We start from the raw sequence: 20112 nt of genomic DNA on the forward strand, positions 1-20112 counted from the left end.
ACCGTTTTCATTACAAATCTTTTTTCGTTCCAATATATAACAAAAGATATCGATTGAACTCGATATCCTTAGTGAGGCTAATAAACCAGTTCACAATCATGGTGTTCCCAAACATCAAATAAATTACCATCCAGATCTTCAAATACAAAAAACTTACCATACTCACCTTCGTCACTAATGTTTCCGACTTTCACATCTTCACAACTCAAATTGTTATGAAGTGATACGGCATCATTAGTAAAGAAAGTGATCACCCATCTTTTCTTATTTCTTACCTCGAATACAGCTCTAGAATCATGATCACTTTGTGTTAAACATAGGATCGGTCTATTCTCTCTATATAAGCTTAGGTTGCCTTCTCTTCGATCCCTAATATTAAAACCAAAATGTTTCACAAACCAACCTGCAGATTTCTCCAAGTCTTTAACTGGAATCACATTATAAGCAATACCTAAAATTCTTCCAACCTCCATCGGATACCTCCTTGACCTTAGACTTCTGTCTTCTAAAGATCTCTATAGACTCTAATCAGCAAACCGATTTAATAGTTTGATTGTATTAAAATGCATCCCTTCATGGTAAAGTGTGAAATTTATGAATTCTCCGATTGTATTTAAGGTTAATCCACTGCCCGTTGTAAGAGGGTTTACTTGCTCACTTAAGCGATTGTGCATAGCTTCCTGAATACGTTTGGGTTGCTCCGAAAGCATCTCAATTAACACTTCAAGTGTTGGTGGTTTCTCGCTCCACGCTGCAGGTTTAGTACCTTTTGCAAATAACCGTTCAAAGCTTTCCGGCAATTGCATAAGCTCCCTAGCGGAATGAAAAGCAAACTTCTCTTGCACCAAATAAATATGTCCCAAGTTCCATCTAATGTTGTTATTAAAGCCCTGTGGAATAATATCTAGTATTTCCTCGGAAAGTACTTCAACTGCACGAACGGTAACACTCCGTACAAATTCAATTTGTTTGAACACGATTGGGTCCATCATAGCCCTCCTTTTTTTATCCATAGTTTACCATGCACGTCAACCGAATCCCAGCAGTTAGTACGAATTGTAAAATATCCCTTTACAAAAGAAAAGGAATGGTTTATTTTAACATTAAGTAATCATTAAATATTAGTCGAATTATCCCAACATTTAAATTATGCAACAAAGAATATCGGAGGTTATGATGGAAGATAACATGAAAGATACCTTACTATCGAACATAAAATTTGCGTACAACGAAGCTTTGGAATTCATTGTTTCTATGGGAATGATTGCTTGTGAAGAGCAGTTGCTTAAGGCAGCAGAGGATTACAAACTTGAAATGGACCCACAAGCGTTGTCTTATCATAAAGATGCACGAGCACGATTATCCCCTCACTCCTACCGAGAGCTTCAGTTTTTTTTCCAGTACAACTTTTTTCATAAAGCCCTCGATTTTGCTTTCTATGAATCCATTTGCACCTGTCCGGAACCACAAACAGCTGAAGCATGGATAAAACGATTGGAAAAGAGTCCTGCAGAAAAGGTAGTCGCTGAAATGGTATATGGTGTGTATTACGATAAATTAGATGAGTTGCTAGAAGGAAACGATTGGGAAATTGTTAAGAAGGATACCCGCTTAATGGCTGAGCTTGTGGCAAGAACAAAACCGCAGTTGGATGTGATTGAAGCGCAGGGGCCATTACTAGAGTGTCTTGCTTATCCCGAAGAAGCCAAGCTACGTTATATGCAGCTCTTACACCAGTTCTACAAGGATGTCTTTTCACTTTGGAAAGAGGAGTTAAGAAGGGAGTCTGAACAAGCCTCTCAGCGTTATGAAGGTCTGTTCCTAGCAAATCCTGAAAGATTCATTCGTGATATCAACAAAAATGAACCTGCAGTTTATGATGTTCCCACTACTTTTCATGTCAGCTTTTTCTCACAAGTTGGGAATCATGTTCTCTTCTTTTACGCAGGAAGTTCTCGTATCGCTTGGGTTATATTCGGCATTTTTAATGATCATGTATTCGGACCTGCTGCTGATCGAGAGAAAACTGAACTTTTTTTAAAAGCATTCTCGGATAAACGGCGTTTAGACTTCTTGCTGCTCTTAAGGAATCGCCCTCACTATGGACAAGAAATTGCATCAGCACTTGGCATAACGCCCGCGGCAGTAACTTATCATGCCAACTTCCTATTCTTTTTAGACCTTATCGAACTAAAAAGAACCGATCATCGATTATATTACCATCTTCGAATGGATAAATTGAGAGATTTACTTGCCGTCACCACAAAAGTCATGCTCGATGAGGAACCTCCTATCTTTTAATTGAACCACAGCAAATTCAAACCATAGTGGGGAGGGTCTAAAGTGAATGGATCTACAAACATAGAAGCAGACTCGATCAAAAAATCCAAAGTAGTTTCTAACACTTTTATGCGTTTACTGAAACTTGGAAAACCCTATTTAGGCTGGTACCTCATATTATGTCTCTTAGCAGCCGTCGTTTCCCTTGCAACAGTTGGGATAGCCGAATCTTTACGACGTATAATCAACGCTGCTACGAATCAGAACATGTCTTTTTTGATATCCGGCGGCATTTTTGCTCTAGTAATTGTTATTGTAGATGCTTTAGCCAGCTTCTTACTGACTTACTTATCAGGTGTGCTTGAATTCAAGTCGACCTCCAAGCTTCAGGTATCACTGCTAGCTAGATTATTAAACGTACAGATGAAAGATTTGGATCGTTATCATTCTGCCGATCTCATTAGTCGTATCAATGATTCTGCCCCTGCTGCTCAGCAAGGTATCAATCAGAAGACCATCGAACTATTCAGTAATCTGATGCAAATTACATTTCTCCTAACTTATCTGCTCTCACTCCAATATGCCTTAACACTCGGAACTATATTGATTTGCTCGCTCGTTCCACTCGTCATGATTCCCTTCACTTCCCGCCTCCGTTCCATGCACGAGCAAAGACAGCAAATTGAAACCGCTCAACAAATGTTTATTCAAGATACGGTACAAGGCGCTGAAGTTGTGCGTGCCTTCTCCCTGGCTCCCAAGCTTCATAATCAATTCACACAACGTGTTAGGCAATACTTCAACATTCATTTACCTGTCACACGCTTAGAAGCTGTGGGCTATAATATGCCCTTTGCCGTTATTCTTAGTGGATTGCTATATGTTCTCTCCTATGGCGGATATCTAGTTATCCAAGGGAGACTGGATGTGGGGGCAGTAGCAGCATTTCTGATTTGTTTCGAGCAAATTACAAACCCTGTATCAAAGCTGGCTAATCTATGGACTGAATTACAAGCCTCGCTGGCGCAAGGTAAGCGATTGTTTGAAGTCCTTGATTTACCTGAAGAAGATGAACACCGTGAATGTAATCAGGAACATTCTCATCAAAAAACACCGATGAATAACAACCAAGCAATTAGTGGCTTATACCCTATCATCTTTGAGAATGTAGGTTTTCATTATGGTAATCATCAAGTATTAACTAACGTCAATCTAACCATAGAACCAGGTAAAGTAACTGCGTTTGCCGGTCCTAGTGGCAGTGGAAAAAGCACCCTTCTTCAATTAATACTCGCAACTTATGAACCTAATGAAGGGGTTATCCAATCTGGTAAGTTGCCGTTAAGCAGTATCCCCCCTCGAGCTTGGCGTAATCATTTGGCTTATGTTTCTCAAGAGCCTTATCTGTTCACTGGAACCCTATATGAAAATATTGCATGGGGAAGACCTGACGCGACCTATGAAGAAATTATTAAAGCAGCAAAAAGTGCGGGGATACATGAATTTATTATGAGAACCCCACTTCAATATCAGACTTCTATTGGGGAACGGGGCCATACCTTATCTGGCGGCGAAAGGCAGCGGCTATCCATTGCCAGAGCTTTTGTCCGAGCGCCTAAACTCCTTCTTCTTGATGAACCCACAGCTGCACTTGATAGCCAAAATGAGGAGATTGTCGGCCAGGCCCTGCAAGAACTCATGCATGATCGTACAACGGTTGTTATCGCGCATAGACTATCTACTATCAGAGATGCGGATCACATTTATTATATGGAGGCGGGTTCTATTGTTGAAGCTGGGACTCATCTGGAGTTAATGACTTTACAAGGACAGTATTACAATATGGTTGAGACCTCCATGAAGAAGGCTGATATTTCTACTCTGGTCAGGGAGGTAGAGATATGAATGAGCTGGAAACCAAGAATCTAAAACTAGGGTATGCTCTACGTAGATTAATCTCTTACGCTAGCCCTTATCGAATTGGATTTATTGTGGCTGTACTCCTGCTCTCTGCTAAACTCGTAATGGACATAGGATTTGCAGCCATTCAGCAAGTATTTATTGATACGATCAACAATGCCAATATGGATGCATTAACACGTATAACTGTAATCTGTGCCATTGCTTGTGTCATCATTATCTGCTGTCTTATGGTGCAGCATTACTTCCGCTTCGTTATGCAGAGTCGGATGGCTTGGGATATTCGTGCGAAGCTGTTTGACAAAAGTCACCGAATTCCATTCCGTTACCTTCAGACCATGCATTCAGGTGATTTGACTTCGCGTAACACTAAGGATGCAGGGATGGCTATGGGGATGATAAACAGTATCGTATACGATCTAGGCTATAATCTACTTCTCTGTTTCATTTCCTTTCTATATTTGGCCAGAATGGATGTTTGGATCGCCCTGTTAGCTCTTGGATCGGGCCCCCTTGTTTTTCTTTCCGGACGTTTCTTTGATCGCAGATTACGAAAATTATCTACTCAAATATATGCAAAGGAGGCAGAATTACGAGGAATTTTACAAGAAACGCTTCAAGGAATGAAGGTCGTCAGAGCCTTTTCGCTTGAAGAAACTCTCTTAAATAAATATGCGTTAGAACGTGAGAAGTTAAGAAGAATGCAGCTGCGAAAATCGCTTCTAAATGGTCTCTTATGGCAATCTTCCGCCTTTATCAACAATCTCGTAATGGTGACATGCGCCGCTTTAATTGCGTTATCAGCTCTAAATGGCGGAACATCAGCAGGTGAAGTACTCGCTTTTATTATTTTGATGGGTAGGGTTCAATGGCCTTTTGTCCATATGTCTCAAACATGGGGAGGTGTGCAGGAGGCTTTAGGTGCAGCTGACCGCGTATTCGCTATACTTGATGCACCTGATGAAGGAGCTACTCATCCTTTGCCGGAATCCAGCTCATCAACATTTGCTTCTGTAGAGGTGGCTGCATTACAAATAGAGGATGTCCACTACAACTATTCGGGGACAACGGATAATGAAGCCTCCCTATTTACAGGGCTAAATATTCATGTACAACATGGAGAAACTATCGCGGTTGTCGGGCCCAGCGGGTCAGGGAAGACGACGCTCGTTCGATTATGTAATGGACTTTATGAGCCTACTGCAGGAAGCATCACAGTTTATGGAAAGTCTGTACATGATCAGCTTGAAGAAGCACGAGCAATGATTACCTATGTTCCCCAAACCCCATATTTGTTCTCAGGAACTATACGAGATAATATCGCCTTCAGTTCTAGTACAGCTAGCGAAGAGGGGATTCGAGAAGCCGCTCGGCTCGCAGGTGCAGAAGAGTTTATTACGAAGATGCAGGATGGTTATGACACTATCCTAGGTGAACATGGATCGACTTTATCTGGTGGACAAAGACAACGCATAGCGATTGCCAGGGCTTTTCTTCGGGATGCTCCACTCCTACTTCTAGATGAAGCAACTTCCGCACTCGATAACGAATCTGAGCGAATGATTCAGCAATCTCTTGATTTGTTAATGAAGAATCGAACCACATTGGTTATTGCACACAGACTATCCACCATACGTGAAGCATCTAGAATTATCGTGTTAAATCAGGGTTCGATTGTTGAGGAAGGTACACATGAGTCTTTATTAGAAATGAATGGGCTATACTCACAATTATATAACATTCAATTTAAATCTTCTGAAGCAGAAGACATTAGTGCACCTGAGTTGCTTCAATTACATTCCAACCTTTGATCTCAGTTCAATGCATACATCATAATTCATACGTTATTTTAATTAAGGTGTATGCGTTGGAATCGAGTATAAATTAACCTCTTCTTTTAATTGTTTCATGACAAGCTTAATAAATGACTGGATATAGCTTTCTTGAAGCTCTTTCTTTCTGTGGCTCATCCATATCGAATGCTTAGAGACTACATTTTCCACTTCGACCTTGGCTAACATACCCTGATCAAGATAAGGCTTTGCTAACAACGCAGATACAAAACTAATCCCATAACCGGCAATGACGGCTTGAATAACTTCATTTACTCCATTAAATTGCAGTTCGATCTTCGGTTGTTGTACCTTTCTTTCTTCACATAATTGTACAATTCTCTCTCTGGCTGCACTACCTTCCTCCCTCATAATAAATGCCTCAGCCATCACTTCCTCAAAACTAACCTCCTGCTTGGCTAAAGAATGATTTGAAGAAACTACGAACACATACTCGTCCTTATACAACTCCCGATGTTCGAACACCCCTGTATGATGAGAAGGAAACGCCATATCACTATAAATCGCCACGTCCGCTTCAAAATTATTTAATTGTTCCATGACTTCATGAGAATTAGCAGTAGAAATCTGAATTTTAACCTCCGGAAAAGATTGCTTGAATAATGATGCCCACCGGGGGATGAGTATACTTGTGGCCAGATAATTACCTGCAATCCGAATATGGCCTGCAGGAAATTTATGATAATCCTCAATTATCTGCTGTACCTGTTCACCCATCGCAAATAACTTTTCAAGTGGTTCGATCAGTTTTTCCCCAATCGGTGTTAACACCATTCTCTTTCCTATGACCTCTAATAATACGATATTATTCTCCCGTTCAAATTTGCGGATCTGCGCTGATATAGCGGGTTGACTTATGTGCAAACGTTCGGAGGCTTTGGTCACACTCCCTGTTATCGCAACATAATAAAACAATTTTAATACATGATAGTTCATCCTGATTTCTTCCTAACTATATAAAATAAAATCATATTTAAACGGATGTTCGATCTTCTTACTATAACTATACATTATGGATATTAACTATTATATATTGTTTATTTATAATTATTTATCTTATACTTACAACTATTCAAAAGGGAGGTTTCGTTAATGAAAAAGACAGTATTATTTCTAACCCGGCACGGGCAGACTGAATGGAATTTGCAGAAAAGAATGCAAGGACATCAAAATTCAGCGTTAACAACCTTGGGTGAACAGCAAGCGGAATGGTTGAGAGAACGTTTGGAAGGTGAGAATTTAGGAGCCATTTATTCTAGTACTAGTCTAAGGGCGCTGCATACTGCGCAGATTTCGCGAGGAAATCGGAGTTTATCGATTCAACAGCAAGCTTCATTAATGGAAATTAACATGGGCATTTGGGAAGGAATGAACACAGAACAGATTGAACAAGAATATCCATTACAGTACACCCATTTTTTCACCAGACCTGATCTTTTTATTCCACTAGCCCCAGGGGAGACCTATAGTCAGCTTGAACAAAGAGTAACGCCGACTATTGAGCGTATCATTAACGATAATGAAGGACATGAGGTACTTATTGTCACACATCGGATGACCCTGAAAGTCATTATGGCTCATTTTCTCAATAAATCACTGCAGGAATTAGGGGAACTACCGGATATTCTCTCTACAGCATTGTGTAAAGTAACCTTAACTGACAACAATACAACCATCGATCTGTACGGCGATACTTCACATTATCAATGAATCCTTCTCAAAAACAAAAAAGGAAACTCCGATTTAAATGGGGTTCCCTTTTTAGAATTCAATTTTAAATTTCCACACTTTTGATTGTAAAGCTGCGGACCTTCATCCATTTTCCTGAAATAAATTCGTCAATTGTTTTCGTCTTCGGTCTAACACAAAAACGATGCTTGCTCCCTTTATCAAAACCAACCGCTTCAAAAATCAGGCCGTCACCTATTTGCTCCTTAAAGAACACTTGCTTAAGTCCCAATCTATTTAACATTTCAAGCTTTACACTTTCGATATATGTGCGTGAATACTCCTTAGACATATGTGTTCCTCCTAGTAGTGGTAGTAATATTATAAGTTCAATATTAAGAAAATCAACTAAAGTTCATATAAACGAAAAGAAAAAAGCCAACCCATAGACTATGGATTGGCTTCTACTGAATAAGTTGATTACAAAATTATTTAACTTCTGTTGTTCCAGTCACTTTTCCATCAATAACAGCTGATGTTTTCAGATCTTCGCTCGCGAAGTAAAGATTACCATCAATCGTTGCGGTTTCAGGTAGAGTAAAACCTTTCGCTTCTACATAAACATCGCCTTTAATCGTTCCGCCTTCAACTTTCAAATTCTCACTTTGTACTGTAAACTTTGGTACGGTTAGTGTATAAGTAGCAGTGATCTTGTGATCAGCATCTTGCGAATAAAGGGCAATCTTACGGTAGATGTCGCCATCAGCCGCGCCTTTATCATGGAATTCTCCAGCTACAACAACCTCTTCTGGAATCGTTACATCATTTAGAATCGCAACAATCCAGTTTCCATCTTTGCTAACAGCCTTAGTAAATGCATCTGCTTGATTGACAATCGATGCTGTAGTGACAGCATCTGTCTGCTCAGCAGCCGGAGCCGTAGTTGCCGCCGAATTGGTTGCTTTATCCTCATTTGCTCCACAACCTGCCAATACTGCTACCGAAACCCCAGCCACTAAAATCATTTTAAATAGTCTCATTTTCGTTTCCCCCTAATTTTGATTATAAATTAATTATATATTAAAATTCTTAATAATTAAGTGAATGATTTCACAAATTTGTGTCAGTATCTAAAGCGGTTTCACAACTCTCCCGCTTCCCGTTTAAAATTCGTTCCCATGAGTCACACCTCTTCTCGCTGACTGATTTAGGTTCTTAAATCTATTTACCCAAATTATAAAAATGAACACATAAATCATTTTCTTCTTGGTATAAAGTCACTCGTTGACTCTTCTCAAGTTTTAGTGATAATATTTGGAAATAAATATCTCAGCAAGGGAGAAGTTTACTGGTGAAAAAGACTACAATGAAGGACATCGCGCTACGAGCAAATGTCTCCGTTGCAACTGTGAGCTATGTTCTGAACCGCGTCAATAACCAAACCATTCCTGAGAAAACCCGCAATCAAATTCTGTTACTGGCTGAAGAGCTTCATTACATTCCAAACCTAGCAGCTCGTTCGCTAGCTAATAAAAAAACGGGATTAATAGGAATACTTATCAATAATTCTGCTTATATGCCCCCTTGGAAACTCTATGCCCAGTTCACATTTATCCGTACTTTGGAACAGCGTTTAACGGATGCCGGATATCATACGATGTTATACTCTCTTGGTACCGACCATCCTTCACTGGATATCATCGTCGAAAGAAAACTCGAAGCCGTCTTTCTGATTGATGTCCGCGAGGAATCCTTCTATTCGATTTCCAAGCATTTTGTAGAAGGGATTCCCTTAATTTTGATCGACAGCATGATTGAAGATAAGCTGTTTAAGCAAGTTCTTTACAATTATCGTTCAACTCTACAAAAGATAATGCCGGAGGATCTTTCACAGGTTTGTTTAATTATGGAGAGCTTCAATAACACCCTGCTCACTCACTTTATCCAAGACAGTCTTCCTTTACCTGAGAAAGCAATATTCAAAGTTCAAAATATGGAGGAATTGAATACAATTTTATCGGAGGGGATTTACAAAGAGGCCATAGTTATTAATGAGTTTATCGGAAGTTGTGTGGAAAAATCCGGGGTATTCACACGTCTTTCTGTTCTATGTACCTGTAATTGCCCAGAAATGCTTGGAGAAGACGTTCAGAAATTCATATTCACTGGGGATAAATCAGCCACTGCTTTTGAACTAATGCAGGAGTTATTACATCGTCCTGACTACTCCAAACAAGAGAATAATCGTTATTTTGTTGATTAATTTTTTTTCGATATTCACTTAAGCGTTTAAGTTGAAAGGAGAGTTACCATGACAGATCCTGTATTAGGAAAACATGCATCCACCACTGCTCAATCCTATCCAACTCTTTGGGGAAACCGGAGATTTATGCTGCTACTCAGCTCGTATTCCATTTCCTTGTTTGGAAATACCTTTCACAGCATTGCTTTAAGTTTATGGGTACTTCAGACCACCGGAAGCGCTAAAATGATTGCCATTATTACGATAATCAATTTATTGCTCAGTTCTTTCCTCGGATCGATAGGAGGCACACTCGCAGATCGGATCAATCGCAGAACCATTATGTTAATCACTGATTTGATAAGCTGCGGTCTAGCAGTTACGCTTGCTTTGGCCATTTCCATGTCTTCTACATCATTCATTATCGTGGCCATATTAACGGGACTTACGACAGTCTCAGCATTATTCCAATCCCCTGCGTATCAAGCTTCAATTACCACTGTAGTTGGAAAAGAACATGTACAAAAAGCAGTCGGGATTCTGAACCTGTCAGAGAATGTCTTTCGGACGATTGGGTATTCCGCTGGAGGTATTTTTGTAGCGAGTTTTGGAGCGGCAGATGCCATATTATTTGATGGAGCTACATTTTTCGTTTCCTTTCTACTAGTTCTTACTGTCCGCTCCCTTCCACTCCCAAACCGAGTGAATACCGGACCTAAAGAAGAAAGAAAATTTACACAGGATCTTGCGGATGGCGTTCGTTATATTTGGAGATACCCCTTCGCCCGGGCAATAATCATCATGCTCCCCACACTCACTTTGTTCTTTATGCCTTCACTGATGCTAACGCAAGTTATGGCCGTCAAAGTATGGAATTCTAGTCCCTTTCAGTTTGGACTCATGGAAGCCTGCATTCCTCTAGGTTATATGATTGGTTCCAGCATGATCTTGTTTCTCGGCTCCAAATTAAAGAATCGCGGCTTCTTTATCATGACTGGACTGCTGTGTCTGGGTCCCCTGTACCTCCTATTATCGTTCGTCACTACTGCTACCTTAGCCATTCCCATCATTCTTCTAATTGGCTTTATGTTCTCATTCTGTACATTGCTGATAAATACAATCCTCAGACTGGAAGTTTCGGAGGATATACAAGGTAGAGTCTTCGGTGTACTTGGCTCCATTATGAGTGTAGCACCCTCACTTGGTCTTACAGCTGTTTCATTCCTGTCCGATCACTTCAGTCCAGCCCCTGTCATGGGTTCCATCGGAGTCCTGCTACTACTGTTTGCTTTATTAACCTTGACCAAGTTAAAGGTGATTCGTAATTATAAGTAATTTTAGAACATATCTTATGACCGTTATCGCCCGTTTTCCCTAATAACGCGTCTATTATGAAGCTCGATCAGTAATTGAACAACTATCTCGATCAGTAATTGAACAACTATAATGATCAATAAGAAGATTCCCACGACACCTGTTAAAAATGGATAAATTAGAGGGAAAAATACACTTGGATAACTTTTAGTAATATCCGAATAGTAGCCCATACCCATAAGTGATGTACCCGAGAACTCGATCAGCTTCACCCCTAGATGATTGTTACTTCTTTGAGCATAACTCAGCATCTTTTCTTCTATACTGCCATCATGTGAGATCGTGATTATTTTCCATTTTCTCTTTTCCATCGGCTGACTATCATCTGTAAGTCTTTGGACTATACTTATTTCTTTCTCGCCAGTCATTCGATCCTCAACAGTAAGGATATCTATCCATGAGAAATATCTGCTTCCTCGTTCCCGATTAGACAACCATATTTCATCAGGGGTTGAGATTTTTTGACCATTTAATAAAAACTGAACTTTCACAATATCTCCAGGCGGGAGATTCTCCTCTTCATCCCAAATTGTCAATTCTGCTTTCCTGCCTGTATGTTCTTCCTCAATCTTAATATGCTTATCATCAACCGTTAGTTCTTGAACGTTTAACGTGTTATATCCTTTTTCAGCATGGTTGATCTCATAACGCTGATTGATTTGATCTGAAATCATATACTCACGGATATAGTTGAACAATGGGCTGAAAGAAATCGCTAAGAAGAACAATGAAATTGTCGATAAAACAATCTTTTTGTTCATAACGAACCCTTGGGAGTAATCGCCAGCTTAAAATTTTGCCTTGAGCCACCTTCAGGACCCTCCGGTTCCTTATCCTGCAAAGGAACAAAACCAAACTTCTGATAAAATCTTCTAGCAGGTTGACCCTCTGGATGATCCTCACCAAATGTAGTAACAAATATCTCTGCTGGGGTTTCGATACTTTCGAGAATATAGTTAAGAAGGGCTGTCGCGACTCCTTTATTTCTCTCTATGGCTGAAACAGATAACCACCCAATCTTGTAATTAGGGGCTTTGGATGAAGAGAGTAACACAGCTCCTAGTAATCTTGAACCTGGCGAACCATTGTTTTCTCGTACACAAAAAGCGCTTTGTCGAGTGATATTTTTTTCTAACGCTAGAGTGAAATCCGGATCTTCTACCATCGGTCCAAAAAGGGTCTCCACCTCTGCCGCCAGGTCCAGCCATCCTCTTATATCCTCCATAGTAGTGTTTACTACAACCATATATAAGTTCTCCTTTAATATACTTAGTTACACCCCGCCGCCATGATCGCGGTATGCCTAAATAAGCGTACAAAAAGCATCTTTGCTTACACTTCCCGATTCAAAGCCTGACCAATATCCCTTTCCTATACAATCAGAATCCCAATTTAAACAACCACGTCGACAACTTCTCTTCCCGCTCTTTTAAGTCCCCATTTATGTGATTGAATTTTCCAAGCCAGTGCTCAGCAGCTATGCTGCCATCCAGCATATACAGAACCCGTTCTGCCTGAGCAGCGACTTTCGCATCATGCGTAGCCAGCACAATCGTTGTACCCGCCTGATTAATATCTATTAAGATCTCCATAATTTCACTAGCAGCTTTAGAGTTCAGTGCACCTGTTGGCTCATCACCAAAGAGAATATCAGGCTCATTGATGATAGACCTGCAGATTGCTGCTCTTTGCAGTTGTCCACCCGACACTTGTGTAATATCTCGTTCAGCTAGCGTGGAGATTCCGGTTTTTTTCATTAGATCAGCGGCTCTGTTATTGATGATTCTACGACTAACGATTTTAGCTCGATAAGCGGATAAAATGATATTGTCCCGAATCGTCAGGTTTTTTAAAAGATGCATCTGCTGAAAAATAAATCCCATTTGATGTAGACGAAGTTCAGCTAATTCACTCTCAGAAAGACCGCTGATTTCTTGCCCTTTAAAAACAACACTGCCTGTAGTCACCTGATCCATACCGCTGATCGTATAGAGCAAGGTTGATTTCCCTGAGCCAGAAGGTCCCATTAAAGCTACGAATTCACCCTTTGATACCTGTAGATGAACATCTTTTAATACCGTCTGTGGGGTTCCTTGCCCGGTTACAAACGTTTTATTTAACCCCTTCGTCTCTAATATGAACATACTACCACCTCACCCTCATTCGACAATCAGTTTAGATAAATTGGATTTCTTCATCGATATCGTGCTTACTACGGTTGTGAGTGCTACAATGAGCATGAAAAAAAGAGGGAGAACAAGATAAGCTACCACCGGATTAACTACAAACTGTATTTTGGATGCTCCCATAAAAGATCCGAGTAATTGAGTGAATTTTTGACCGATGGTATTAGCTGCAAAGGTTCCTAGAATGATTCCGAGGCCCGAAACCAGTAGTAGCCTTACCTGATATTGCTTTCGAATATCTTCTAACGTAAAGCCAATGCTTCTCAAAATTGCAATTTGCGAGACGTCCTTCGCTAGCAGCATTTTTAGAAATAAAGCAGTAATTAATACTGAAATTGATATCGAGATGGCAATGGATAAGCCAGTGACGAGCTTTAATTGGCGAATCGTATTCCCAAGCGTCTGAGATAAATAACTTTCTAGATGAGTAACTTTGGCTGGATAAAATAACTTTGCATATTGATCCATTTTCTCCTGAACGGAAACATTCGGATTCACATCTAAAGCTACGATATACCATAGCACGGACTTCGGGTCATAAGGTAATCGGGCTTTTGCAGTTCGGCCTCCATTCGTTATATCTTGGTAGATCCCGCTAACCTTCAATTTTTTCGAAGTGCCGTCAACCTCCAAAAGAACGCTATCCCCTACCCTTTTATTCCATTCCTTGGCATTCAAATCAGAAAGGGCAATCTCTTCCCTACTTTCAGGGGTTCCTCCGTTAACATAGGTGAGCGGAAAAATAGAGAAATCTCCTGTTTCAACATTGATATTCTCCCATACGCCATCGCTGCCTAGCACTTTAAATCGAGAAGTAATTAATGGTGAGAACTTAGCTATATCGGAGTCCTTGTTTAGCGTTGTTATCAGTTCATTAAATCGCTTGTCTATTTGATCAGATTGCTGTAGATCTATTCTCATATCACTCTGACCTACACCCATATAAGAAATAAACCGAGGGGACTGAAGGGTATTCAATATATTCACTGGCACAAGAATGATAAACAGACAGATCACAAATACGAAGAATAACAATCCGAACATGGTGAAGCGTCCATAAACATCCTTTAGGCCAAGAAAAACATTCACATTTATATGCCTGCGCTTACTCAGCACTATTCTACTTTTATTGCCTTTCAACTCCCCCACAGTTCCTGACCTTAAAGCCTCTACTACGGTTATACGATTAAACCTTCTAAGAATAACGCTGCAAAAGAACACAATCATGCCGAAAATCAAACCGACCGCTAAGACTGGAACAATAGGCTGTAGGATCGTTTTCGGAGCAGTCCCCAAGTACAATGTGATATTCGCTGTAAACAATCGCACCACACCCAAAGATAATAAATATCCCAGCAGTGAAGCGCTTGCTGCCATCACCATATATTTTGCCAAATAGATCCTTCTAATATCTCGCTGCGAGATCCCAATGGCTTTCATGACGCCAATCTCTCTATAATCCTCTTCTAAGGTCGCGATCATCGTAAACCTTAAAGATAAGGTGGCAATAATCATAAGAAGGATACTTACTAAAATAATGACAACTGCAATAATCCCATCTGTCAGCGCATTCAGCGTCTTAAACAAAGGATAGTCTATCATGGGTCCTTTACCGGGCATATCTGAGGATTGATAGGCATTCCGGAACTCGCTAAGTCTACTTAAATCGGTGATTTGAAATTCAATTAGGTACTCAACTTCTCCATGGTTCTTCTTAAGTACATTATAATCCGTGTCATTTACGACAAAGCGCTTAGAGCTAACAATAGCTGGATTCATTTGGATGTCTCGAACAAAATCCGTAACAATAAATTTTTGATCTAACTGTCCATTGGAAAGGGTAACCTGATCACCTATGTTCAGATCATTCTGCTTCATATAATAAATAGGAACTGCGATTTCTCCTTCAGATACCTTAATCACTTGATTCTCTAAATTCAGCAGCAAATCAAATGAGGGGTTCTGCTTAACAAAACCTATATCCATTACGCTGTTCTCTTCCGACTTATTGCTGTTCCCCAAGACAATCTTCGAGCCATCTATCCTTAGCATTTCTACGGTCTGTTGATTCTTAACAAGTGGATTTGTAGCGGCGAATTTTTGAATAGCTGCGTGATCTATTGGACCAGCATGCATTTGAACAAAATGGGGAGCTTTTGATTTATCCAGCAGATGACTTAAAGAACCGTACAATTCCATAATGACTTGAGAAGCACAAGCAGCAAGCAACGCCGATAACATCATAAAAATAAATAAAACAATCGTTATGATTTTATTTCTTTGAAAATCTTTTTTCACAATTTGTAGCAGCATTGCCGATCTCTCCCCTGCGTCTCATTCATCCTCCCTGCTCGGACCTTACTCAAACATTTGCACTACATAGGAAAAGCTTCCCTTTTCAGCTCCTAACGTAGTCTCCATAATATAAATAAAGCTCTGAATTTTGAGAATGATCTCTTCCGGTTGCCACTTAAAAATCCCTTCATCCAATAAAAATTGTGAGGCGACCAACAGAAATTCCATCGTTTCTTTAGGATAAGGACAGTGGAACAAGCTCTCCTCGATTCCCTGCTCAATCACCTCTGTCAACACAGGGGTCAGCTTCAAAATCGTTTCAGCCAAGCTTTTCTGATGGATTAATGCATTCTCAGCTTGATGAAACTGTTCAATCATGTGACCCTTTCTCTCCGAATCAGGTTTCTGCGCCATTATGATTTGTAGTAGCTTTTCATGTACGGAGAGCTTTGAATCAGCAGCAATGATCTTCGCAACGTCCACTCCAGCATCGATGAATCGTGTGACTACTGCTTCCATAACCTCCTCCTTCGACTTGAAATAATAGTAGAACGTGCCCTTGGCAATCCCGATTTCCTGCAAGATGTCGTTCACTGTAGTTCCCGCATAACCTTTCGTAAAAAAGAGCATTTCTGCCTTATCTAATATTTCATTTCTGCGTTCTTCTGCTTCTTTGGAAATTCTCATTTATTCTGAGTCCTCCTTTTTATAGACCGACCGTCGGTCTATTCCATTTAAATACATTTAATACATCATGTCAATGATATCCCAGCAAATTGGACAAAAGAAAAAAAGTAACCTCCAAAGGATGAGGTTACCTTAATGTGCAGTCAGCATAATCAGGAGACATTTTTGCGCTTTAGAATATGATACACATTGCTGAACATGCCGGACAGGATTCCAGCAATTGGGAATACAGCCCAGTTAACGTCCCAGCGCCCATAGACAAAGCCCGTAAACAGGAAAATCGCCGTCGCCAACGGCCACAACACAGCCCCAACAACTCCAACAAATCGGTTCTCTTCCTGCTTCTCTGCAGCGATGTTCGGCTCCTCCAGCAATTTCGTATAAGTTCCCTGAATATTCCCGTAATAAATGAACAGAAACACCGCCACAGCCGCAATAAACAGAAAAGCAGCAACTCCATATGGAGCATAGTCATCGTTGACATACGAAGTTGCGAAGATAAAGGTAGGTGACAGCACACAAAGACAGACGCCCACAATCAAAGCCAGGCGATAAGTCGGAGCATAAAGGGCTTGACTGCGCTGAAGCGCCGTTTTGAGCGCATAAGGTAGCTGAAAGCCTTGCTCTAGACTTTCGAAGCGCTCGAGTTTCATGCCGCTATGAATGAACATCCCAACGGCCACAGCGACCAGCACGAACATTCCGACCATCCCCAGCATCGAACCTTTATCAGCCATATCAGCATTATTTTCAAACAATGTACTAAGAGTAATCAATAGCGCCACCCCGCATGCGCAGAGAAAAACACCGAGACCGGTCCATAATCCAGAGCTACGTTTGGCAGCCGCATAAGCATAAACCTCTTCTTCACTAAGTATGGGCACAGTCTTTTCCTGTCCGGCTGGATGGATGCCTAGCTCAGCAGTCAGCTCCTCAATATTTCCGAATTCCGAAATAACGATACCGATCGCCTCATTCTCAGACTTGCCCTCCCGCTTCAGCTCCAGGTACTTATCTTCCATCCCGGACAGCAGCTCCTGCTTCAAATGCTCCAGTTCCGAAGTCTTTGGCAGACTAGCAAACATATTATCCAGATATACTATGATCGTCTCCATGCACTATCACCACTCCTTGATAAATTGGTTTACAACTTCCTGCGTAATCTTCCATTCCTCACATTTTTCTCGGTAATAGGCGAGACCCAGCGGGGTAATCCGGTAATATGTGCGCCGCTTGCCAAGACTCTCATCCAGATAAAAGGATTCAATGTATCCGTTCTTCTCCAGCCGGGTAAAGGCGGAATACAGCGTTGTCTCCTTCATGACATACTTCTCCTGAGTCAGCTGCCTGATATTCTTGGAAATCTCGTACCCGTAGGATTCCCCATCCAGCAGCATGTAGAGGATCATCGTATCGTTGTAACCACGTATAACATCACTGCTGATCAAAAATGGTACCCCCTATGATTACTTCATCTGTCGTAGTAGTTGCAGTATACCATAATTACTACGACAGATGAAGTAGTTACGTAAAAATAGGTAAAAAAATCTAAAAAGCATAAAAAAAGAGAATTGCTCTATGTGAGCAACTCTCCTCAAATCAGTTAGTCTCTTGAATTTTCAAACATCTGATCAATCTTCTCTTTCGCACCTTCCCAGGAGGTCAATAATGGAAATCCATATTGTTCACGGGCTCTCAAATTCCATGGATGCGGAATACAGAGTACTTTCTTTCCGTCCTGTAAGGCAGGAACCAAGTTGTGAACCCCGTCATCGATCAGAAGATCATAATTAATAAGATTCTTTCGTTTGCAAGGGAAGAAATTTTCAATGGGAATAAACGGCATATGCTTCTGCAGCCAGTTCCATTTTTCAACAACTGCATTGGGCTGGGCCGCGGTAACAATAATAACATCATATGCATTGTGTAGCTTCTCCATTTCACCTACAACATGCTCGTCGAATAATTCAAGCTCCTCATATAAACCAGGCCGCCCATAGAATACATCTTGTGTACAATCTGGATGACGTAAATGATCCGTATTCCAATCAAGCATCTCCTCGTACTTCAGTACATGAGTGGGGAAATCATTGTTGTTATGGTATATAGCTCGTTTGACTAGATGGCATATCGTGTCATCCATATCAACTGCAATTATAGGCTTTCTCATCTGTTTCCCCCATATGTTTTTTTATATTACTATTTAAGTATACACAATATAATTACTGTTTTCGTCTTGAGTTAGTTAAATTTCTGTCTAATGTTTTTTAAACGCCTCTACACAGCTTTGACAGATACAGGCTTTACCACTCAGTTCCAAAGGTACCCTTTCTAGTAGTTCTGCAGGAATTTCCGTATGAAAACACCAACAATCACCATTATTAGCACCACAATGATTTAATTCTTTACATAAAGGGCAATACCGTTGTTCGACTTTTTTATTCTTTATTTCCAAAGCTTATACTCCCCCATACGATTAAACATTTTACTTCTATTTAGTTACTTTTCTTTTCCTTGAAATTCAAACACTTTCGTCATAACCACTTCTGAACATACCAAGTCTAGCCTAACTATGGTTAGTATTATTCAATAAAGTAATTTCATATTTTTCCCCATCCATTTATTCCTTCTGTAGATCTTTGCAATACCTCTATACTTTCCTGAAGAAAGGCCTTATTGTTCTCGATCCCTCTGGTTTTACACCAAACTACCGCACTAAAAGCATCATAAAAACTATAAAACGGTATTATAGCTTCCAGATCAAGTAAAGGACGAACCGATTCGTAGCCTTGCACATAAGGGAGCCGTGTTAGCGGGTTCACTTCCCAGACGTATCGGTTTATTTTTGTGAAATCAATTCCAGTGGAACCACCACGAGCGCTCTCGTAATCAATTATACCAACGACCCGATTATCTTTTATTAATATATTGCCTGGTCGAAAATCCATATGAACAACACAAGGCCCATCCGGTTCAGGTAACGCCGAATATACGCTATCAAAGTGAGTAATACATTTCTCAAATAAATCAGGATGAAGGACCTCCTTACAAGGTTCTTTCCACTTTTCAAAATTATTTTTCAGGTATAATCTCCAGCTATTGTTCTCTACTGTCTGAAAACCATCGGATCCATAACATCCATACGCTGGCATGGAAACTTCATGAAGCATGGCATGATAATTACCGATTTGAAACGCCAGACTCTGATCAAGGTTACTCGTACAAGGCCCCCCATCTATAGCGGAGAGAAGCAATGCACCGACACTCCTATCATCACCGTCCCAGAAATCCAATACTTTTGGAACGGGTATAACACCCTTTAGTCTTTCAAGCATCTCAAATTCACGAACTAGTTTATCCCTGTTGTATGGAATTTTCACGTATACGTTGTCTAGGTTAAAAAGAGTAAGTTTATACACTTCAGAACTGAACGAATCAGGAACAGACTCTATATTCAGAACACTCAGCTTAAAAATTTCAATTAATTTATGTATGGATTCCATACGACTACCTCCAGTCTCAAAGGAAAGCTGCTCTGTTCACGGTTGTGAACTCCCTATTCTTGCATTAAGATAGTGAACATTAGGAGTTTCTAAGGAACTCAACC

General features: G+C 40.4%; 21 protein-coding genes. 6 read left to right on the forward strand and 15 right to left on the reverse strand.

From position 1 onward, the window contains the following. Positions 1-77 precede the first annotated feature (77 nt). Together ACN6KS_RS19510 and ACN6KS_RS19515 are read right to left on the reverse strand one after the other, a co-directional pair. Complete coding sequence (locus ACN6KS_RS19510) at positions 78-473, reverse strand: VOC family protein (protein WP_094873419.1); 396 nt, start codon at positions 471-473, stop codon at positions 78-80. Positions 474-524: 51 nt separating this feature from the next. Next, a complete protein-coding gene (locus ACN6KS_RS19515) occupies positions 525-989 on the reverse strand; it encodes a DinB family protein (protein ID WP_440960309.1) in 465 nt (154 codons plus the stop codon). Between the two features lie 184 nt (positions 990-1173). Here ACN6KS_RS19515 and ACN6KS_RS19520 point away from each other — a divergent pair, with 184 nt between their 5' ends. From ACN6KS_RS19520 to ACN6KS_RS19530, 3 genes are read left to right on the forward strand one after another with little or no spacing between them, the layout of a single operon-like run. After that, positions 1174-2301 carry a helix-turn-helix domain-containing protein gene (locus tag ACN6KS_RS19520; protein WP_440960310.1) on the forward strand — a complete coding sequence of 376 codons (1128 nt, stop codon included), beginning with the start codon at positions 1174-1176 and terminating at the stop codon, positions 2299-2301. A gap of 42 nt (positions 2302-2343) precedes the next feature. Further along, positions 2344-4185 carry an ABC transporter ATP-binding protein gene (locus ACN6KS_RS19525; protein WP_440960311.1) on the forward strand — a complete coding sequence of 614 codons (1842 nt, stop codon included), beginning with the start codon at positions 2344-2346 and terminating at the stop codon, positions 4183-4185. Then, positions 4182-6011 (forward strand): ABC transporter ATP-binding protein, encoded by a 1830-nt coding sequence (locus tag ACN6KS_RS19530; RefSeq protein ID WP_440960312.1) that lies wholly within the window; start codon positions 4182-4184, stop codon positions 6009-6011. The genes ACN6KS_RS19525 and ACN6KS_RS19530 overlap by 4 nt, the downstream gene beginning before the upstream one ends. Before the next feature lie 42 nt (positions 6012-6053). Here the strand turns inward: ACN6KS_RS19530 and ACN6KS_RS19535 are convergent, their stop codons facing one another. Next, on the reverse strand, positions 6054-6989 hold the full coding sequence (locus ACN6KS_RS19535) for a LysR family transcriptional regulator (protein ID WP_440960313.1): 936 nt from the start codon (positions 6987-6989) through the stop codon (positions 6054-6056). A 156-nt stretch (positions 6990-7145) separates the two neighbouring features. On the opposite strand from ACN6KS_RS19535, the gene ACN6KS_RS19540 reads away from it, so the two are divergent. Then, entirely contained in the window at positions 7146-7763 is a 618-nt protein-coding gene (locus ACN6KS_RS19540; RefSeq protein WP_440960314.1) for a histidine phosphatase family protein, read from the forward strand. Positions 7764-7827: 64 nt separating this feature from the next. Here ACN6KS_RS19540 and ACN6KS_RS19545 read toward each other — a convergent pair whose 3' ends face one another. Then, on the reverse strand, positions 7828-8073 hold the full coding sequence (locus tag ACN6KS_RS19545; protein WP_042189863.1) for a hypothetical protein: 246 nt from the start codon (positions 8071-8073) through the stop codon (positions 7828-7830). A 136-nt stretch (positions 8074-8209) separates the two neighbouring features. After that, entirely contained in the window at positions 8210-8761 is a 552-nt protein-coding gene (locus ACN6KS_RS19550) for a polymer-forming cytoskeletal protein (protein ID WP_440960315.1), read from the reverse strand. Between the two features lie 311 nt (positions 8762-9072). On the opposite strand from ACN6KS_RS19550, the gene ACN6KS_RS19555 reads away from it, so the two are divergent. Next, positions 9073-9984, forward strand: coding sequence for a LacI family DNA-binding transcriptional regulator (locus tag ACN6KS_RS19555; protein WP_440960316.1), 912 nt, complete (start codon positions 9073-9075; stop codon positions 9982-9984). Between the two features lie 48 nt (positions 9985-10032). Beyond that, positions 10033-11298: an MFS transporter gene (locus tag ACN6KS_RS19560; RefSeq protein WP_341135268.1), complete on the forward strand. Its 1266-nt coding sequence runs from the start codon at positions 10033-10035 to the stop codon at positions 11296-11298. A 23-nt stretch (positions 11299-11321) separates the two neighbouring features. Here the strand turns inward: ACN6KS_RS19560 and ACN6KS_RS19565 are convergent, their stop codons facing one another. The 10 genes from ACN6KS_RS19565 to ACN6KS_RS19610 all read right to left on the reverse strand — a co-directional run bounded on the left by ACN6KS_RS19565 (position 11322) and on the right by ACN6KS_RS19610 (position 20008). After that, entirely contained in the window at positions 11322-12098 is a 777-nt protein-coding gene (locus ACN6KS_RS19565; protein ID WP_440960317.1) for a hypothetical protein, read from the reverse strand. After that, positions 12095-12583 (reverse strand): GNAT family N-acetyltransferase, encoded by a 489-nt coding sequence (locus tag ACN6KS_RS19570; protein ID WP_440960318.1) that lies wholly within the window; start codon positions 12581-12583, stop codon positions 12095-12097. The genes ACN6KS_RS19565 and ACN6KS_RS19570 overlap by 4 nt, the downstream gene beginning before the upstream one ends. 133 nt (positions 12584-12716) lie before the next feature. Beyond that, on the reverse strand, positions 12717-13481 hold the full coding sequence (locus tag ACN6KS_RS19575; protein ID WP_440960319.1) for an ABC transporter ATP-binding protein: 765 nt from the start codon (positions 13479-13481) through the stop codon (positions 12717-12719). 15 nt (positions 13482-13496) lie between these two features. Beyond that, the gene (locus tag ACN6KS_RS19580; protein ID WP_440960320.1) at positions 13497-15836 is read right to left on the reverse strand and encodes an FtsX-like permease family protein; all 2340 of its coding nucleotides are present in this window, start codon (positions 15834-15836) and stop codon (positions 13497-13499) included. Between the two features lie 45 nt (positions 15837-15881). Beyond that, complete coding sequence (locus ACN6KS_RS19585) at positions 15882-16505, reverse strand: TetR/AcrR family transcriptional regulator (protein WP_440960321.1); 624 nt, start codon at positions 16503-16505, stop codon at positions 15882-15884. A 152-nt stretch (positions 16506-16657) separates the two neighbouring features. Beyond that, on the reverse strand, positions 16658-17620 hold the full coding sequence (locus ACN6KS_RS19590; protein ID WP_440960322.1) for a permease prefix domain 1-containing protein: 963 nt from the start codon (positions 17618-17620) through the stop codon (positions 16658-16660). A 6-nt stretch (positions 17621-17626) separates the two neighbouring features. After that, on the reverse strand, positions 17627-17953 hold the full coding sequence (locus tag ACN6KS_RS19595) for a PadR family transcriptional regulator (RefSeq protein WP_094873448.1): 327 nt from the start codon (positions 17951-17953) through the stop codon (positions 17627-17629). Between the two features lie 155 nt (positions 17954-18108). Next, the gene (locus ACN6KS_RS19600; RefSeq protein WP_094873450.1) at positions 18109-18675 is read right to left on the reverse strand and encodes a 5' nucleotidase, NT5C type; all 567 of its coding nucleotides are present in this window, start codon (positions 18673-18675) and stop codon (positions 18109-18111) included. An 87-nt stretch (positions 18676-18762) separates the two neighbouring features. After that, positions 18763-18960 carry a cysteine-rich CWC family protein gene (locus tag ACN6KS_RS19605; RefSeq protein ID WP_440960323.1) on the reverse strand — a complete coding sequence of 66 codons (198 nt, stop codon included), beginning with the start codon at positions 18958-18960 and terminating at the stop codon, positions 18763-18765. Positions 18961-19105: 145 nt separating this feature from the next. Further along, the gene (locus tag ACN6KS_RS19610; protein WP_440960324.1) at positions 19106-20008 is read right to left on the reverse strand and encodes a phosphotransferase family protein; all 903 of its coding nucleotides are present in this window, start codon (positions 20006-20008) and stop codon (positions 19106-19108) included. Positions 20009-20112: the final 104 nt, after the last annotated feature.

Source organism: Paenibacillus nitricinens, assembly GCF_052056485.1.
GTDB lineage: Bacteria > Bacillota > Bacilli > Paenibacillales > Paenibacillaceae > Paenibacillus_AQ > Paenibacillus_AQ nitricinens.

Coding starts and splice junctions, on each gene's coding strand:
- ACN6KS_RS19570 (WP_440960318.1), bottom strand. CDS start 12,583: ATGGTTGTAGTAAACACTACTATGGAGGATATAAGAGGATGGCTGGAC.
- ACN6KS_RS19590 (WP_440960322.1), bottom strand. CDS start 17,620: ATGGAGACGATCATAGTATATCTGGATAATATGTTTGCTAGTCTGCCA.
- ACN6KS_RS19545 (WP_042189863.1), bottom strand. CDS start 8,073: ATGTCTAAGGAGTATTCACGCACATATATCGAAAGTGTAAAGCTTGAA.
- ACN6KS_RS19560 (WP_341135268.1), top strand. CDS start 10,033: ATGACAGATCCTGTATTAGGAAAACATGCATCCACCACTGCTCAATCC.
- ACN6KS_RS19540 (WP_440960314.1), top strand. CDS start 7,146: ATGAAAAAGACAGTATTATTTCTAACCCGGCACGGGCAGACTGAATGG.
- ACN6KS_RS19520 (WP_440960310.1), top strand. CDS start 1,174: ATGATGGAAGATAACATGAAAGATACCTTACTATCGAACATAAAATTT.
- ACN6KS_RS19610 (WP_440960324.1), bottom strand. CDS start 20,008: ATGGAATCCATACATAAATTAATTGAAATTTTTAAGCTGAGTGTTCTG.
- ACN6KS_RS19535 (WP_440960313.1), bottom strand. CDS start 6,989: ATGAACTATCATGTATTAAAATTGTTTTATTATGTTGCGATAACAGGG.
- ACN6KS_RS19510 (WP_094873419.1), bottom strand. CDS start 473: ATGGAGGTTGGAAGAATTTTAGGTATTGCTTATAATGTGATTCCAGTT.
- ACN6KS_RS19515 (WP_440960309.1), bottom strand. CDS start 989: ATGGACCCAATCGTGTTCAAACAAATTGAATTTGTACGGAGTGTTACC.
- ACN6KS_RS19575 (WP_440960319.1), bottom strand. CDS start 13,481: ATGTTCATATTAGAGACGAAGGGGTTAAATAAAACGTTTGTAACCGGG.
- ACN6KS_RS19565 (WP_440960317.1), bottom strand. CDS start 12,098: ATGAACAAAAAGATTGTTTTATCGACAATTTCATTGTTCTTCTTAGCG.
- ACN6KS_RS19580 (WP_440960320.1), bottom strand. CDS start 15,836: ATGCTGCTACAAATTGTGAAAAAAGATTTTCAAAGAAATAAAATCATA.
- ACN6KS_RS19530 (WP_440960312.1), top strand. CDS start 4,182: ATGAATGAGCTGGAAACCAAGAATCTAAAACTAGGGTATGCTCTACGT.
- ACN6KS_RS19550 (WP_440960315.1), bottom strand. CDS start 8,761: ATGAGACTATTTAAAATGATTTTAGTGGCTGGGGTTTCGGTAGCAGTA.
- ACN6KS_RS19585 (WP_440960321.1), bottom strand. CDS start 16,505: ATGAGAATTTCCAAAGAAGCAGAAGAACGCAGAAATGAAATATTAGAT.
- ACN6KS_RS19600 (WP_094873450.1), bottom strand. CDS start 18,675: ATGAGAAAGCCTATAATTGCAGTTGATATGGATGACACGATATGCCAT.